The sequence below is a fragment of the Ruegeria sp. HKCCD7303 genome, from assembly GCF_013111185.1.
Classification (GTDB): domain Bacteria; phylum Pseudomonadota; class Alphaproteobacteria; order Rhodobacterales; family Rhodobacteraceae; genus Ruegeria.
In genome coordinates, this window is record NZ_WVRE01000001.1 from 417,364 (window position 1) to 433,598 (window position 16,235).

Here is a 16,235-nt window from a genome sequence, read left to right on the forward strand (position 1 = left end):
ATTCAAACACAGGGTGCGTTCTTGCGAGGGCCTTGTAAACGGTCGTTTCTGATTTCGTATCAGTATTTTGGATCGGCTTCTGTTATAGTCAGCCACGCGTAACTGCGCGTATTTCCCGTTCCAATGCATCCAGAAACCGCGACCGATCTGCTTTGCCGAAGGGTCGTCCACCACCACCCGCTCCAAGTGGGTTGGCGGCGCGCAGGTCCGCCATCAAGTCGCGCATCGCGAGTTGTTGACCAATATTGGCTGCGGTGAAGGTCTCGCCGTTGGGGCGCAAGACGCGTGCGCCTGCTTCAACGCATTTGGCAGCCAGAGGGATGTCGGACGTAACAACCACATCCCCTTTACCACACCGCTCGGCGATCCACTTGTCGGCCTCATCAGCGCCTTCTGAGACGATGACAACCTGCACAAGCGGATTGGCCGATGGGCGAAGCCCCCCATTGGACACCAGCGCCACGGGCACTTTGTGCCGTGTTGCCACCCGTTCAGCTTCGGCCTTCACAGGGCAGGCGTCGCCGTCAACAAAAAGCGTGGTCACGCCTTCTTAGCCTCTTTCTTGGCGGGTTCAGCTGGTTTTTTACGCACTTTGAATTCTTCAGGAATAGGCATCCGATTGAACGCATCCAGACCTGCAATCTTGTATGCTTCGGCCAGGGTTGGATAGTTGAACGTGTTCTGAACGAAATAATCCACGGTACCCTTAAGGTTCAACACGGCCTGAGCAATGTGAATCAGTTCGGTCGCGCCTTCGCCAACAATCTGCACACCCAAGACCCGGCGGGTTTTGAGCGAGAACAGCATTTTCAGCATCCCGTGCTCCAACCCCATGATATGCCCGCGCGATGTTTCGCGGAACCGGGCGACGCCGACCTCATAGGGTATACCGCGTTCCTGCAGTTCTTCTTCGGACATGCCGCAGGTTGAAATCTCGGGAACCGAGTAGATGCCGTAGGGATACCACGGGCTTTCCGGCAGTGTGGGTGTTTCAAGTGCGTGACAGGCGGCCACGCGCCCTTGTTGCAGAGACGTCGAGGCCAGAGATGGGTGCCCGATCACGTCGCCGGTCGCATAGATATGCGGCACTGCTGTCTGGTATGTCTTACGATCCACCTTGATCCGGTTGCGGTGATCTGTTTCCAGCCCAACGGCATCGAGATTGAGTTTTGATGTCGCGCCCATGCGTCCGGCAGCAAACAAAAGCATTTCTGCCCGAACATGGCGGCCGTTATCCAAAGTCACTTCCACATGTTCACCGGCATCTTCGATCTTTTCAACAGCCGAACCCAATCGCAGGTCAACGCCATTTTCTCGGATCTGATGCGTGAATTCATGGATCAAACGGCTGTCGATGAAATCCAGAAACGTGTCGCGCGGTTCGATCAATGTCACCCTTACGTCCAGGGCCGAAAACATCGTGGCGTATTCGACCCCAATGACGCCCGCACCAATGACGACCAAGGATCGTGGAATTTCCGCCATTTCCAGAAATTCGTCACCATCGACCACGGTCTTGCCGTTGAAAGGCACATATTCCGGGCGATAGGTTTTGGTGCCAGTTGCGATCAGGAACTTGGCAGCCGTCACCCGCGTAGTCTCGCCAGCGTCGGTCGCAACTTCGACCTCATGAGGTCCAACGAACTTGGCCAGGCCATCCAGCGTATCGACATGGTTGCGGTTGAACTGGTGTTCCAACACATCGACCTCATGATCGAGCGTCATATGCAGGCGGGCCTTAAGATCTTCGGCGCGAATCTGGTCTTTGACCCGATAGGAACGGCCGTAAAAGCTGCGTTCACGCCAGCCCGAGAGGTTCAGAACCGTTTCACGCAGGGTCTTGGACGGGATGGTGCCGGTATGAACCGAAACACCGCCGAAGCGATCCTTGCGGTCGATCACAAGAACGCGACGCTTCAGTTTACCGGCTTGAATGGCTGCTGACCGCCCCGAAGGGCCGGACCCGATGATAATCAGGTCATAGTCATATTCGCTCATGCCTCAGTCTCCGTACAGCGCTTCCGCATGGAATGTGATGTGGTCTTCCATAAATGTGGAAACGAAGAAGTACGAATGGTCATAACCGGGCTGGAAGCGATAGGTTGCCTGCTGACGGCGCTCGGCGATGGCTTGGGCCAGCGCTTCGGGGCGCAGCAGATCCATGAACTGGTCATTGGCACCGGTATCGATCAGGATCGGGCCGTCGAACCCTTTTTCCTTCATCAGTAAAGATGCATCATGCTTGGCCCACTGGGTTTCATCACTGCCCAGATAGGCGCTTAACTGTTTGCGGCCCCAATCTGCACCCGTAGGGTTCGAAATCGGTGCAAAGGCGGAAACCGAGCGGAACCGTCCGGGCAGATTCATCGCCAAAGTCAGGGCTCCGTGACCGCCCATGGAATGCCCGGTGATGGCCTGGCGTTCGCTGTCGATTGCAAAGTTCTCAACCAGCAAGGCGGGCAGTTCTTCGGCGATGTAATCCCACATCTGGAAATGTGGGGCCCAGGGATCTTGCGTCGCGTTTACATAAAACCCTGCGCCCTGTCCCAGATCATAGTCTTCATGATCAGCGACCCCCTCGCCACGCGGCGAGGTATCGGGGAATACAACGGCGATCCCTTGTTCTGCCGCCCAAGCCTGCGCACCGGCTTTGGTCATCGCGTTTTCATGCGTGCAGGTCAGCCCGGAAAGGTACCACAAGATCGGAACCGGTCCGTCCTTTGCCTCGGCGGGAAGAAAAAGGCCAAAGGTCATGTCGCATTGGCAAGCCGAAGAGGCATGGCGGTATACGCGCTGCACTCCGCCAAAACAGGCGTTTTCCGAGAGGGTTTCCATCAGGCATAGTCCTTACATTCGAGTCGCGACATGGCTAACGATCCAAAGACGCCGCGTAAAGTCCGACCACCTTCGGCAAGAGTATTTTTCGAAATGCTGAAGGTCAAAGACCGCTCAGCCAGGTGATGACCAGCGGCACGGTCAGGATGCTGGCAACCGTCGAAAGAAGAATGGCGGCCGAAGCCCTGTGTGGGGCTACCCCGTAATGTGCCGCCAACATGTAAACATTACCTGCTACCGGCAAAGCGGCGGCCGCGATTGCAACCGTGGCCGAAAAGGTATCAATCGGCACCAGCCAGATCAGTGCAACCGCAACACAGGCTGGGTGAATCACCAGTTTACAAAAGCTCAACCAAACGGCGATTTCGACACGTTCAGCAGATTTGTCGGCTAGTGACGCTCCGATGGCAAACAACGCACCCGGGGTAGCAGCACCGCCAAGAATGGTTAGAAAATCATACAAAGGTACAGGGACCGGGATTTCCATCGATGACCAGAGCAATCCCGCCGAGATGGACACAATCATCGGGTTTTTGAGTAACCCAAGCCCAATCAGTTTTAAGGTTGCGGGGGTCAACTTGCCATCGCGGCCTCCGTTAATCAGGATCACGATGAGGGACGAAAAAACAACCAGGTCCACTGTCAGGACCACCATTACCGGTCCGATCGCAGCCTCGCTGAACAAAAGCGCCAGCATGGGCAGCCCCAAAAAGCCAACATTGCCGATAGCTGCGCATTGTGCCTCGACGGCTGCCGTTGGAACATCCAGCCCGCGCATCCATGCGACACAGGTCGCCAGAGCATACACTGCTATTGTGCCGATCAAATACCCAACGACGAGGCGCGCATTGAAGATTTCGGCAAAAGGCAAAGTGGCCGCAAAGCGAAACAGCATAGCTGACAGAGCAAAGAAGAAGACGAATTTGGTCAGATAGGCGGTGGCCTCGGCAGTGAAAAACCGCGTGCGCCCCGCCCAGTATCCCAGGCCGATTATCGCAAAAAAGGGTAGGGTGCGCAGAAAGACATCGACCATGGATCGACTCCTAGCATGGTTTGTCTTCGCTGCAAGTCGGTGGCCTCGCAGAGCGAGCGGAAGGTTCGACTAAGACGGAGTCCGAAAATCGTTGTATCTGAACCGAGCGGTTTATAAACTGGTACAACGTTCAATCCCGGAGATGACATGACCCAGACCGCCACCATCCTGCGCACAGGCCGTAAGTTTGATCAGGTTTTGCGCGGGGCCCGAGAGGTTTTCATGGCGGACGGGTTTGAAGGCGCAAGTGTAGACGACATTGCCCGCGCTGCCGGTGTGTCGAAAGCAACTCTGTACAGCTATTTTCCGGACAAGCGCCTTTTGTTCATGGAAGTGGCGCAAAACGAATGTCGACTGATGTCTGAGCGCATTCTTTCAATGATTGATGAGACCAAACCTGCGCGTGAAGTCCTGCAGATCGCCGCCACGCAGCTTACGGCCTTTCTTGTATCCGAATTCGCACAGCAAGTGTTTCGGATTTGTGTTGCCGAGCGGGATCGGTTCCCCGAACTGGGCCGTGCCTTTTACGAGGCCGGACCGCAGAACGGTCAAAGACAAATGGCAGCGTACCTCGAAAAAGCGGTGTCCAAGGGAGAGCTGTGTATCGAGGATGTGCAGATTGCAGCGGAACAATTCTCGGAATTGTGCAAGGTGCGCATCTGGTCGCGCGCTGCATTTGGTATTCAAAACTGCTTTCGCCAAGACGAAATCGATGAAATTGCGACGCAGGCTGTGGACATGTTTATGGCTAACTACGGGTGCGGACCGTCGAAAAAGTGATGGCCAACGCCCTGAACAGGACGTCGACCATCGTTCACTCACCAAAACACTCGATACAGATAAGCTTAATTCCAAAAGCCTTTTGAAATCCTTTACTCGATAAATGTTCGCGCCAAGCGATCACTTATGGGCTGCGCCAAAAAGGCAATTACTGCGCGCTCACCAGTGGTTACAAAAAGGTCTGCAGGCATTCCGGGCACCAGGTCCAGTGCCGCAACCTCGTCAGATTGCTGATCGTCCAGTTTGACCCGCGCTTTGTAGTAGGCTTCGCCGGTCCGTTCATCTTCCAACGCGTCGGCCGAGATATCAAAAATGGCGCCCTGCGCTTCGGGAACGTCGGCCTGGGCGAAGGCAGACATACGAATACGCGTGGCTTGTCCGACCTTCAGCTTGTCGATATCGCCTGGTTTCACACGTGCTTCGACAATCAACTCTTGATCGGCGGGCACGATTTCCATGATGTGTTCACCGGGCCTTATCACCCCGCCCGTGGTTGACGCAGCAAGGTTTACAACCCGACCGCTGGTTGGTGCTAGGATCTCGATCCGCTTGCGGCGCTCCACAACACCGGCAAATTGCGGACGCAAGAGGTCAAGCTGTGCATCGACAACGGCCAACTCACCTGCAAGGACTTCATCCCTCAGCTTTTGCCGACTGATCATTGTCAATTTCAACTCGCTGACCTGGTTTTCCGCCTGGGCAATCTGTGTCCGAAGCGAAGCATCGGCGCCCGAAAGCCGTTCAACCTCGATCTGCCGCGCACTAACCCGTGTGACCGCAACCAAGCCCTTGTCCAAAAGGGTCCGCAAGCCTTCCAGCTCTGTCTGCGTGATGGCCATCTGGTTCTGCGTGCTGATCCGTTGCTCGTTGAGGCCATCGATTTGATCGCGAAGCGCCGAAATACGTTGCGCGTTGATTTCCGCCTCGGTCGCGCGAGCGCGGTATTCGGCATCAAACAGTTGCTTTTGCGTCAGAAAAGCAGAGGCCCAGTGCACGCGGCTCATACCTTGTTCAAAGCGCTGAAACGCTTGGGATTCGTCAAACCGTGTCTGCCCTTTCATCTGCGCGATCAGCCTGGCGCGGCGTACAGAAAGTTCGCCGATTTGGCTGCCCAGGACGTTCAGATCAACGTCGATTTCGGTGCTGTCCAAGCGGATCAGCGGTTGTCCCTGTTCAACAAACGCGCCATCGGTGACCAGAATGGACCGTATGATCCCACCATCCAGATGCTCGACGGTTTTGCGGTCTCCTTCAACGACGAAGGATGCAGGGGCCACAACAGCACCGTCAAGTTTGGATGCGAACGCCCAGTAGATGCTTCCGCCGACAAAGGCCACCAGCGTGAAGAGACCAACCAGAACATATAGTCGAATACCGGTTGTAGCTTCAGACATGTCAACAACTTGCGCATCATGAAGATCGGGCGCGGTGTTGTTCGAAGTATAGGGAACGATCCGGGTCATTGGGCGGCTCCTTTAATGCGGGTGTTTTCTGAAAGGCGAAGGGCGGGCTTGCCAGATGCAGCGCGTTGCGCGGACGATTTAAGTACGTTTTGAGTTTTGACCTTCAATACGTCGCCCTTGTCGCCGAATTGGGTTTGGGATCCGTTGCGAAGTACCATGACCTTGTTGGCGGCCTGCAAGGTGGCCGGGCGGTGGGTCATCACGATACTGATTGAGCCCCTGGCCTGAGCTGCAAGAATGGCGTCGCGCAACGCTTTTTCGCCATCGGCATCCAGATCCGAGTTCGGCTCATCCAGCACCAACACAAACGGTTCACCATAAAGCGCCCGGGCCAGAGCAAGACGCTGTCGCTGTCCGCCAGACAAGAAAAACCCTTTGCCAATGCGCGTTTCATACCCATCAGGCAAGCCGCTGATCAGCTCATGCAATCCGGCCTCGCGAGCAGCGCGCAGCACCTCAGCGTCGTCGATGAACATTGCAAAGCGACCGATGTTTTCGCGGATGGTGCCGTCAAACAGTTCTACGTCCTGCGGCAGATATCCGATCTGCTTGCCCAGATCTTCTTGGTTCCATTTCGACATTGGGCTGCTGTCAAGCAAAACCTCACCGCGCTGCGGGTGCCAAATCCCGGCCAACATCTTACCCAGCGTTGTTTTGCCGGATCCACTGGGGCCGATAATCGCCAACACATCACCCGCTGACAGGTTGAAATCAATGCCGCGAAGTGTGGCATTAACTGCACGTGGCGGGGCCGCCTGTGCGATTTTCACATCCAAAGATTTGAACGCACGGGGCAGGTGCAGATTGGCGGGTTTTTCTGCGAATTCTTCGGTCAGTTTGGTAATCTTTGTATATGAGCCGCGTGCCGCCAGAAAAGTGCGCCATTGCCCAATCAACTGATCGATTGGGGCCAGTGCACGGGCCAGTACGATCGTGGCCGCAATCATGACACCAGCCGTGGTTTCACCCGTGATGGCCAGTGCCGCGCCAAGGCCAAGCGCCGCAGATTGCAGCCCCATGCGCAGTGTCTTGGACATGACCGAAAAACTAGCAATCCGGTCAGCAACACGGGCCTTCTGGCGATGCGCATCAACCTGAAGGGCCGTCCAGCGCCGAACCAGATCGGACTTCATGCCCAGAGCATGGACCAGTTCGGCATTGTTGTCCCCGGTTCGAAACAACGCGTCCGAGCGCCCACGGGCCTCTGCGGCCTGCTGCATCGGTTGATGTGCACGGGCATTGTTAATCAGGGCCATCGCGGTCAGCGTCAGGGCTCCGGCCAATCCGAGCAGCCCGAGAAGGGGATGCAGAACATACAAAACCAACAGGTAAATCGGTATCCAAGGGGCATCGAAAAAGGCGGTCAGGGTTGTACCCGAGATGAACTCGCGAAACCCGTTCACGTCTTCAACGAGATTGTCGCCCGCAGCGGCTTCACCCTGTACCCGGCGTTTCATGGCGGCCCCAAGAACGGGGGCGCCAACATTCATTTCGAACCGGGCCGCAAGCCTGCCCAGAATACGCATCCGGATCAGATCAAGGCAGGCGATCACCGCGAAGACGCCCGCCAACAGCAACGACAGGGCGATCAACGTGTCAGCATTCTGGCTGGTCAGCACGCGGTCATAGACTTGGAGCATATAGATTGGTCCGGCCAGCATCAGCAGGTTCAGAAACAGGCTAAAGAAGGCGACCGCAACAAATCCTTTGCGCAGCGACCCCCAAGCGGCTTTGACGGGATTGGTTTTCTGCAACATCGTGTTGATCCTTTCCGGTTTGGAAAAACGGGGCGACCTCAAGCCGCCCCGCCTATTGCTTGCTTAAGCGACGAAATCGTCTTCGCTCAGGTCAGCTGAGTTGATGCCGGCCAGACGGACCGAACCTTCGTTTCCGAAGCTGATCACCGCATCGTCACCGTCTTGGGCCACGTTGACTTGGTTGCCAAAATCGGATCCGAAATCACCGAATTGCAGCTGATCCCGACCAATTTCAAAATCCTCGATGGTGTCATTTCCGAAGTTCGTGCCAAACTGGAACGTATCCGCGCCTTCACCACCGATCAGGACGTCGTCACCGCCTTCACCATTCAGCAGGTCATCACCGTCCGCACCGTTCAGCACATTGGTCTGATCGCTGCCGATGATCACGTCGCCATCATCGGACCCAATAACGTTTTCAATGGAGCGCAGGATGTCGGTTTCAATCTGGTTTTCGATGACGTCCTGCCCAATGACACCGGTGCCACCTTCAGCATTCACGTCCAGCGTGGCCCCTGCATCCACCAGCGTATCCTGCACGACCGGTCCGTTCTGACCAGCAGGTGCATTGTGCAGATGGATGGCCGACACGACGCCAGGGATCGGAGTGTTCAGGTCAGCTTCGTTCAGCCCCACAACGCTCAGTTCACTTGAATACGTGACTTCGCCGGTGGCCAGGTTCTGAGTGATCACAACAGTTGCGTCACCTGTGGCTTCGCTGTCCGAAGTTGGCCCAGGTTCCTGCGCTGCATCCAAACCACCACTGAGGGTCACTGTGCGAATACCGTGTTCCGTCAAGTCGCTGTCGACCAGCAATTGGCCACGGATTTCACCACCGGGGAAGTCCGCGGTATGGATGTTATAGTACAGGTTGCCCTGAGCCGCCTGTTCGACAAAAGCCGCACCATCGGTGATGTTTGATCCGAACTGATCCGGCGCAGCAACGACTGCATTCTCAATAGACACGTTGAACCCGGTGTCACGTGTGGCCGTGCCATTGCCGTTGGCGTCCAGACGAACTTCGACCGCAACATCCAGCTCCGACAAGTCCGCAGTGTCGTTGCCGTCGCCACCGTCGATGAAGTCATTGCCCAGACCACCGGTCAGAACGTTGTCTGCATCGCCGGCGATCAGAACATCATCGCCAGCGCCACCGTCGATGTTGCCATTGGTGGTGCCCAGATCGACAAAGATATCGTCGCCAGCGCTCAGCAGAACATTGCCGTTGATCACACCTGCGTCGTCGTTGACGATTGTAACAGTGCCTGCATCTGAAGCGTCGATGGCATTGACCGTGCCAAGGATCTCGCCCTCGTTTAGGATTGCACCCAGCAGGTTCAGACCGCCATCGACGCGGATACCAGCGGCAGCATCCGAGTCTTCGGACCCGGCAATCAGACCTTCGTTGACCACAACACCCGCAAAAGAGGCGTCATCCTGGCTGGTGAACAGGCGCAGACCGTCCCCGACCTGGTTGCCTTCAACCGCGTCGCCACGACCTTGCAGCGTACCTTCGTTCACAACAACCGCCGAGACAACGTTGCCCGACACGTCACCGGTTTGCAGAGATACGGCAGAACCATTGTTGCCTTCGCCCGCATCCACCAAGCCGGTGTTTGTGAACGCATAGTTATCGGCTGTGCCATCCGCATAAACAGTGCCATTGCGCTGGTTTCCGGTGCCAAGGATTTCGCCTTCGTTGAGCACCTCAAGCCCAACGCCATCGATGTTCAGCGCGCGACTGTCTGACGTGACAAGGCCACGGTTAACGAACGATCCGCCGGAATGGTCACCGGTTCCAAAGTAGACGCCGTTCTGACCGCCTGCGAACACACCAGTTTCTTCATTGATCAACTGGCCCTGGAAATTAACATTGTTCACAGCTCGGAATGCGCCAACAGTGCCATTTGCGCCTTCAGATGTGACGCTACCACTGTTGATGATGTTCCCTGTGAACGAGGCAGGCGCAAAGCCACCCTCCTGACGCACACCTTCCAGACGAATGCCGTCGCCCGCCGTACCCAGCGCCGCACCCGCGTTACCACGACCGGCGATGACGCCTGCGTTCTCGATTTCAATGTCACCATTGCCTTCTTCGGCCAGCGATAGCGAGATGCCCGCGCCGTTGTTGTGCTCCCCCGCGTCAATCGTGCCTGTTGCCAGATTGTTGATCGAATAATCACGCGCTGTGTCGTCGGCGTAGATCGTTCCGTTGCGCTGGTCACCGGTACCAAGAACATCACCGCCGTTGATCAGGTCGACGCCAGATCCGTCGATGTTAACCGCGCGACTGCCGGATTGGATGGTGCCAAAGTTCAGCACGTCCAGATCATGTTCACCATTGCCAATGTAAAGGCCGTTGCGAGGGCCTTCGATCACACCGGTTGAGGTGTTCAAGATCTCACCTTCGGCATTTGCGCCATCTGCGATGCGGATTCCGGCAGCTGTGCCCTGATTGCTTTCGGTCGAGATCAGGCCGCTGTTTATGATCTCAGTTTCCAGGATGGTGCCTTCAGCGCCGTCGTCGATCCGGACACCGTCGCCCGCCAGCGGGGTGTTGGCAGCCGCCTGACCGCGGCCCTGAATGGTCGCACCAAAGGCGTTGAACACGTCGGTTTCCACGCGGTCACCGGTTTCATCACCGATCTGCAGGGAAACACCTGCGCCCTGGTTGCCTTCGCCTGCATCAATCGTACCGCCGGTGAAGTTCGAGATCGAGACGTCCTCGGCCGTCGAGTTGGTGTAGATGGTACCATTGCGCTGGTCGCCAGTGCCGACGATGTCGCCAAAGTTGCGCACATCGATGCCCTGACCTTGAATGTCGACAGCACGGCTGTCGGAAGATATGACGCCGCCACGGAAGTTGTCCAGGCTGCCCGAGCTTTCGGCACCAGCAAACTGCACGCCGTTAAACTCACCCGCGATTTCGCCGAAATTGCGAACCGCAGCGCTTCCGGTGACTTGGACACCAGTGGCCAATGCGTCGGGACCATTGTTCGCTTCGATCCGGCCTGAGCGGAAGTTAAAGACATCCACGTCCTGCCCTTGAGCCTGAACGGCGGCAACAGCGTTGTTAGTGACGGTCTCACCAAAGTTCAGCAGGCGTGAAAAATCATTGGCCAGAACAAAGGCAGGTGTGTCGTCGACGACTGTGGATTGAAAGAAGTTGTTGATGAGGGTTTGGCCATCGCGGGATGTCTCTTGTGCCAGGGTCGACGTGGTCAAGAGACGGGCGCGCAGGCTATCTGCAAATTGGGACAACATGGATCACTCCGTCATTAAGTTGCGTTCGTGCTGGCGACCCATCTGCCGGGCCACCGACGCAACAAAGGACTAGGCCGCCCCGCGCGACATCTGAAATTCATGGTTCAAATCGGGTGTATAACCGTCGCGAATACTCACGGGTTTCGTGAGGTAGGCGCAGGCAGTTTCACAGCAAACAAAGGGATTGCGCCAAATCCAGCGCCAGCTGGAAGGCTATTCAATTTCGAATTCTGACAGATTTGTCATCGGATGTGAGCGCCAATCAGAACCGATAGGCCCCTGCAGCCTTCTGGAATCTGTCGCCAAATCGTATCTTGATAGCTGATTAAATCGCGAAATTTGCTTCAGGACGGGATACCCTTTGAACCTCAGAGATTTGGAATATGTCCTTGCCATCGCCAAACACGGCCAGTTCAGTCAGGCGGCGGCCGCGTGCAACGTGTCTCAGCCGGCAATGTCGAACCAGATCAAAAAGCTGGAACAGGAGCTGGGCGCTGACTTGTTCCTACGTCTGAACAACGAGGTGCGCCCAACGCTGTGCGGCGAACGCATTGTCGAGATTGCGCAGCGTATTCTGAAAGACGCCCAGAAAATCCGCGATACAGCGATCGAATTTCGCGACCCCGAGGCGGTTCCGCTGACAATAGGCATGACGCCGACGCTGGCACCATATCTGACGGGTTACTTTTCAGAGCTTTTCAGCACGCTGTTTCCAAGGATGCGCGTTACGCTGATCGAAGATCTGCCCCAGAACATGCTTCATATGGTCGAAGATCACACATTGGATATGGCGCTGGTCGCCAAGGTCAACAACAGCGCCAATTTAGACTTCACTTCAATCTGGTCCGAGCCATTGTTCTTGGCTTTGCGCCAAGGGCATCCGCTGTCAACGCTTACCTCCATTGCCCCCGATGAGGTACCGCCGCATGATTTTATCCGGCTGCCGCACAGTTTTGGCTACGATCTTGAAGATCATTTGCCAAAACAGGACGGGACAACCCGGATCAGCAAGCGTTTTGATCTGACAGCGTTGCGGTTTGAAACGATCTGTCGTCACATTTGCCATTCAGACGACTGCACAATTGTTTCGGCATTGGCGGCAGAACAGTTCAAGCGGGACAACTGGCCGTTGCACTTTATACCCTTTGAAGCACCGGGGCACCTGCGCGATCTTGGCGCCGCCACGCGCCCCAATTGCCCAAGAAAACAAATGCTCGCACGCATCGGAGCCTATATTCGGGAAAATCCACCTGTGGGTGTGATCCCGACTTATCAGTCGGATGGCCTAACTGAAGGTAAAACCAAGCCCTCCGTCACGGTGCCTGAGAAAGCCTGACGTTTTTAAAATGTACCGGGCTGCCCACTCAGCCTATTGACGTAAGCCAAAGTGCGGTTCTATCGGTTGGCGTGTCGAAAGCCACACATGTTTTAGTTGTGGCTCTTGGGGCAAGGGATCGGAGCATGACCAAATCTGAAATCCGCCACGACGGAATGCGCATCGGGGGGCAGGTCGTATTCACGGAAAACACTGTTCCGGTTCACTACCCTTATACGAATGCCGTGATTGGCACGGTTCCGGCTGGAACTGCCCAGCACGTGCGGCACGCTTTTGAAATCGCAGCGAACTACACCCCTAGTTTGACGAGGTACGAGCGCAGTCAAATCCTGCGGCGTGCCGGCGAGTTGATCGGAGAAAGGCGCGATTATCTGGCCAAGTGGCTGACGCTTGAGTTGGGGATTTGCCTTCAGCACTCGAACTATGAAACCAAACGCGCACAAGACGTGTTTCAGTTCGCCGCCGCCGAAGCTCTCAAAGATGATGGAGAGGTGTTTTCTTGCGATCTGACTCATAGTGGGAAGGCTCGTAAAATCTTTACGAAGCGTGAGCCCGTCAAGGCGATCAGCGCGATTACTCCGTTCAATCATCCGCTGAACATGGTCAGTCACAAAATCGCACCGTCAATTGCGACCAATAATTGTATGGTTTGCAAGCCGACCGAGCTGACGCCTCTGACAGCACTGACACTGGCCGACATTCTATACGAGGCGGGCCTGCCGCCCGAGATGTTCCAGGTCGTCACTGGTTGGCCACAGGATATTGGCGACGAAATGATCACCAATGAAAATATCGACATCATCACCTTTACCGGTGGCGTCCCTGTGGGCAAGCTGATCGCCTCAAAGGCAGGCTACAGGCGACAGGCGCTTGAGTTGGGCGGGAATGACCCGCTGATTGTGCTGAATGATCTGGGCGACGCTGATCTAGAGCGCGCAGCAACGATCGCAGTTGCGGGGGCCACGGGGAATTCAGGTCAGCGATGCACCGCCATTAAACGCATTCTGGTGCAACACAGTGTGGCGGATCGTTTTGTTCCTTTGGTCCTGGAAAAGGCCAAGGCCATCCGGTTTGGTGACCCTCAGAACCCCGAAACCGAGTTGGGTTGTGTCATTCATGCTGACGCGGCAGAGCTGTTTGAGAACCGTGTGATGAAAGCGGCAGAGCAAGGGGCAGAAATCCTTTACCATCCGGGTCGGCAGGGCGCGTTACTGCCGCCGATTGTCATCGACAGAGTCCCTCATGACAGTGAATTGGTCATGGAAGAGACCTTTGGCCCGGTCATTCCGATTGTCCGCGTGCCCGATGATGACGCTGCGGTTTTGCGGATATCAAACAGCACCGCTTTTGGCTTGTCGTCAGGTGTCTGCACCAATGATCTGAACCGGGCCATCGCATACATCAATGGTCTGGATGTGGGCACCTGCAACATTTGGGAGCAACCCGGCTATCGGATCGAAATGTCACCCTTCGGAGGGATCAAGGACAGCGGCAATGGAGTAAAAGAAGGCGTTATCGAAGCGATGAAGTTCTTCACCAACGTCAAAACCTATTCGCTGCCCTGGCCTCAGTAGGTTGTGCGCATCTGGTACCCCTGATGAAACGTCATACGTACGAAAGTCACAGGATCGTTGCGAAACCATGTTGTGCGCTCCAACTGAAACAAGGGTGTACCAGGAGGGACGGCAAGAAATTCCTGCAAGGGTGCCGTGGCGGGAACGGCGGAAAAGGCGATCTCGGCGTTCGAAAATGGCACTTCTGACAACAGCCACTCATTTGGTCCGGTGGTCAGAAAGTCTTCGTTCACGACCTGAGGTACAGCGCTGATGTTGATCCAGCGCTCTTCGAACTGAAATGGTCGATTGTCGGCGTGGTGCATACATTGCAGATGCACGACCTGTGCGCCTTCTGGAATGTTCAATTTTGCCTGAAGCCACGCGGGACAATCAACCATGGTTCGACTGACCAGGGCATAGCGGTACTTGGCGTTCATTTCTTCGATGGTTTGCCGTACCACAGTGATCGGCAGCTTGGCTTGTTTTACGGGCGTGGTTACGACGCGCGTGCCGCCCTTGCGCTTGCGGGTTACGATGCCCTGTTCCGCCAATTCGCGCAGCGCCCGGTTAACGGTTGCCCGCGCAACGCCAAATTCCGCCGCCAATTCCAACTCAGTCGGCAACAGGCTACCCTGTGGCCAGACGCGTGTTTGAATACGGTTGATGACCTCATCGCGAATGTCCTGAAAGCCGATGTTTTTTTGCTCAGTCACGCTGCGCATTTTCCATTAAGTATATTCATAATTCAACTATGAGATCATTTTCGTCTTCAGGTAAAGGTTCACGACAGAGGCTACAGCTTGGCAAGAAGATCCGTCATCGCCTGACGGTAGTTCGACACGATCTGATCCCGTGCGAAATGGCGACCCTCGCTCACCCGGTGGCGACCCGCCGACCAAACGTCAGTGACGACCTGATCTTTTGCCGCAAACACCAACCCATCAAGCAACTGCTCTGATGTCAAAGCGCAAAGCGCTGGGTTTTGGCTGTCGATGGCCACCAGATCGGCCAGCTTGCCAACGGCGACTTCGCCCGAGTCGCGGCCCAAAGCTTTCGCGCCACCCATGGCCGCGCCACAATAGAGTGTCTGCCCGACCGACCCTTCGCCGGCAACCATGACATTGCGCGACAGATCGCGCAGACGCTGGGAATACTCCAACGTGCGCAACTCTTCTGTCAGGGAAATCAACACATTTGAGTCTGATCCCACGCCAAACGTGCCACCCGCGCTCAGAAAAACAGCTCCATTGAACGGTCCGTCCCCCAGATTGGCTTCAGTCACAGGACACAGCCCCGCAACAGCCCCGGTTGCCGCCATATCAAGGGTTTCCTGGTCGATCATATGGGTGGCATGGATCAGGCACCAACTGTCATCGACCTGCACATTGTCCAGAAGCCACTCGACCGGGCGCGCGCCCAATCCGGCCTGGACTTCGGACACTTCCTTGGGCTGTTCGGCGATGTGAATGTGGCACGGACCGTCACGTCGCGCGGCCAAAACGCGAACCAGATCAGCCGGAGAGGTGGCGCGCAAAGAATGAGGCGCGATGCCGACGCGGCAGTCGTCGGGCAGACCGGCAAGTGCGTCCCGCGTCTGATCCACCAGTTTGCAAAAGCGATCCACATCATTGCCGAACCGGGTTTGACCCGGCTCCAACGGCTTTTCGCCAACCCCGGCGTAAGAATACAGCACAGGCAGATGCGTTAGGCCAATGCCGGTCTCGAATGCGGCCTCCATGATCCGGTCGGATAACTCGGTCAGTCGATCATAAGGTTTGCCGTCTGGTTGATGATGCAGATAGTGGAATTCACCGACTGAGGCATATCCAGCTTCCTGCATCTCCATATAAACCAAGGCGGCGATTGCCTGAACCTGATCCGGTGTCAGATGTTTAGTGAATCGATACATCAGATCGCGCCACGTCCAGAAACTGTCTCGACCCGCAAGGCGGTATTCGGTCATCCCAGCCATGGCGCGCTGAAATGCATGGCTGTGCAAATTGGCAAGTGCAGGCAACAAAGTGTCCACGCACACATCCCCTGGTCGGCCTGCTGTCGCCGGTTGAAGCGATACGATTCTACCGTCTTCAACCTCGACCCGCGTATTGCTTGCCCACCCCCCGCTCAACAGAGCACGTTTTGCAAAGATCGCCACGATTTTCACCTCATTTTATGGATAGACATATTGCATATAGAAATGTACGAGAAAAG

General features: G+C 56.0%; 12 protein-coding genes. 3 read left to right on the plus strand and 9 right to left on the minus strand.

Annotation, left to right across the window (positions count from 1 at the left end; translation table 11 throughout):
• Window positions 1-88: 88 nt before the first annotated feature.
• The 4 genes from GS630_RS01760 to GS630_RS01775 form a co-directional block, all read right to left on the minus strand.
• The gene (locus GS630_RS01760; RefSeq protein WP_171621023.1) at window positions 89-544 is read right to left on the minus strand and encodes a YaiI/YqxD family protein; all 456 of its coding nucleotides are present in this window, start codon (window positions 542-544) and stop codon (window positions 89-91) included.
• Window positions 541-1,998 carry a Si-specific NAD(P)(+) transhydrogenase gene (sthA, locus tag GS630_RS01765; RefSeq protein ID WP_171621024.1) on the minus strand — a complete coding sequence of 486 codons (1,458 nt, stop codon included), beginning with the start codon at window positions 1,996-1,998 and terminating at the stop codon, window positions 541-543. Before sthA ends, GS630_RS01760 begins: the two co-directional genes overlap by 4 nt.
• 3 nt (window positions 1,999-2,001) lie before the next feature.
• Complete coding sequence (gene fghA, locus GS630_RS01770) at window positions 2,002-2,835, minus strand: S-formylglutathione hydrolase (protein WP_171711845.1); 834 nt, start codon at window positions 2,833-2,835, stop codon at window positions 2,002-2,004.
• 103 nt (window positions 2,836-2,938) lie between these two features.
• Window positions 2,939-3,868 (minus strand): AEC family transporter, encoded by a 930-nt coding sequence (locus GS630_RS01775; RefSeq protein WP_171621026.1) that lies wholly within the window; start codon window positions 3,866-3,868, stop codon window positions 2,939-2,941.
• A gap of 147 nt (window positions 3,869-4,015) precedes the next feature.
• On the opposite strand from GS630_RS01775, the gene GS630_RS01780 reads away from it, so the two are divergent.
• Complete coding sequence (locus GS630_RS01780) at window positions 4,016-4,648, plus strand: TetR/AcrR family transcriptional regulator (RefSeq protein WP_171176892.1); 633 nt, start codon at window positions 4,016-4,018, stop codon at window positions 4,646-4,648.
• A gap of 92 nt (window positions 4,649-4,740) precedes the next feature.
• Here the strand turns inward: GS630_RS01780 and GS630_RS01785 are convergent, their stop codons facing one another.
• The 3 genes from GS630_RS01785 to GS630_RS01795 form a co-directional block, all read right to left on the minus strand.
• Window positions 4,741-6,111 (minus strand): HlyD family type I secretion periplasmic adaptor subunit, encoded by a 1,371-nt coding sequence (locus GS630_RS01785; protein ID WP_171621027.1) that lies wholly within the window; start codon window positions 6,109-6,111, stop codon window positions 4,741-4,743.
• On the minus strand, window positions 6,108-7,868 hold the full coding sequence (locus GS630_RS01790; protein ID WP_171621028.1) for a type I secretion system permease/ATPase: 1,761 nt from the start codon (window positions 7,866-7,868) through the stop codon (window positions 6,108-6,110). Before GS630_RS01790 ends, GS630_RS01785 begins: the two co-directional genes overlap by 4 nt.
• A gap of 63 nt (window positions 7,869-7,931) precedes the next feature.
• Window positions 7,932-11,132, minus strand: a complete 3,201-nt coding sequence (locus tag GS630_RS01795) for an S-layer family protein (RefSeq protein ID WP_171621029.1) — start codon at window positions 11,130-11,132, stop codon at window positions 7,932-7,934.
• Window positions 11,133-11,493: 361 nt separating this feature from the next.
• Here GS630_RS01795 and GS630_RS01800 point away from each other — a divergent pair, with 361 nt between their 5' ends.
• Window positions 11,494-12,468 (plus strand): LysR family transcriptional regulator, encoded by a 975-nt coding sequence (locus GS630_RS01800; protein WP_171621030.1) that lies wholly within the window; start codon window positions 11,494-11,496, stop codon window positions 12,466-12,468.
• A 125-nt stretch (window positions 12,469-12,593) separates the two neighbouring features.
• Window positions 12,594-14,042, plus strand: coding sequence for a phosphonoacetaldehyde dehydrogenase (phnY, locus tag GS630_RS01805; protein ID WP_171621031.1), 1,449 nt, complete (start codon window positions 12,594-12,596; stop codon window positions 14,040-14,042).
• On the opposite strand, the gene GS630_RS01810 is transcribed toward phnY, so the two are convergent.
• Window positions 14,036-14,746 carry a GntR family transcriptional regulator gene (locus GS630_RS01810; RefSeq protein ID WP_171621032.1) on the minus strand — a complete coding sequence of 237 codons (711 nt, stop codon included), beginning with the start codon at window positions 14,744-14,746 and terminating at the stop codon, window positions 14,036-14,038. The two genes, phnY and GS630_RS01810, sit on opposite strands and share 7 nt — an antisense overlap.
• Before the next feature lie 71 nt (window positions 14,747-14,817).
• Window positions 14,818-16,182 (minus strand): formimidoylglutamate deiminase, encoded by a 1,365-nt coding sequence (locus tag GS630_RS01815; RefSeq protein WP_171621107.1) that lies wholly within the window; start codon window positions 16,180-16,182, stop codon window positions 14,818-14,820.
• Window positions 16,183-16,235: the final 53 nt, after the last annotated feature.

What these genes read in the sequence shown, in the direction of transcription:
- sthA (WP_171621024.1), bottom strand. Translation starts at nt 1,998, where the DNA reads ATGAGCGAATATGACTATGACCTGATTATCATCGGGTCCGGCCCTTCG.
- fghA (WP_171711845.1), bottom strand. Translation starts at nt 2,835, where the DNA reads ATGGAAACCCTCTCGGAAAACGCCTGTTTTGGCGGAGTGCAGCGCGTA.
- GS630_RS01775 (WP_171621026.1), bottom strand. Translation starts at nt 3,868, where the DNA reads ATGGTCGATGTCTTTCTGCGCACCCTACCCTTTTTTGCGATAATCGGC.
- GS630_RS01780 (WP_171176892.1), top strand. Translation starts at nt 4,016, where the DNA reads ATGACCCAGACCGCCACCATCCTGCGCACAGGCCGTAAGTTTGATCAG.
- GS630_RS01785 (WP_171621027.1), bottom strand. Translation starts at nt 6,111, where the DNA reads ATGACCCGGATCGTTCCCTATACTTCGAACAACACCGCGCCCGATCTT.
- GS630_RS01790 (WP_171621028.1), bottom strand. Translation starts at nt 7,868, where the DNA reads ATGTTGCAGAAAACCAATCCCGTCAAAGCCGCTTGGGGGTCGCTGCGC.
- GS630_RS01795 (WP_171621029.1), bottom strand. Translation starts at nt 11,132, where the DNA reads ATGTTGTCCCAATTTGCAGATAGCCTGCGCGCCCGTCTCTTGACCACG.
- phnY (WP_171621031.1), top strand. Translation starts at nt 12,594, where the DNA reads ATGACCAAATCTGAAATCCGCCACGACGGAATGCGCATCGGGGGGCAG.
- GS630_RS01810 (WP_171621032.1), bottom strand. Translation starts at nt 14,746, where the DNA reads ATGCGCAGCGTGACTGAGCAAAAAAACATCGGCTTTCAGGACATTCGC.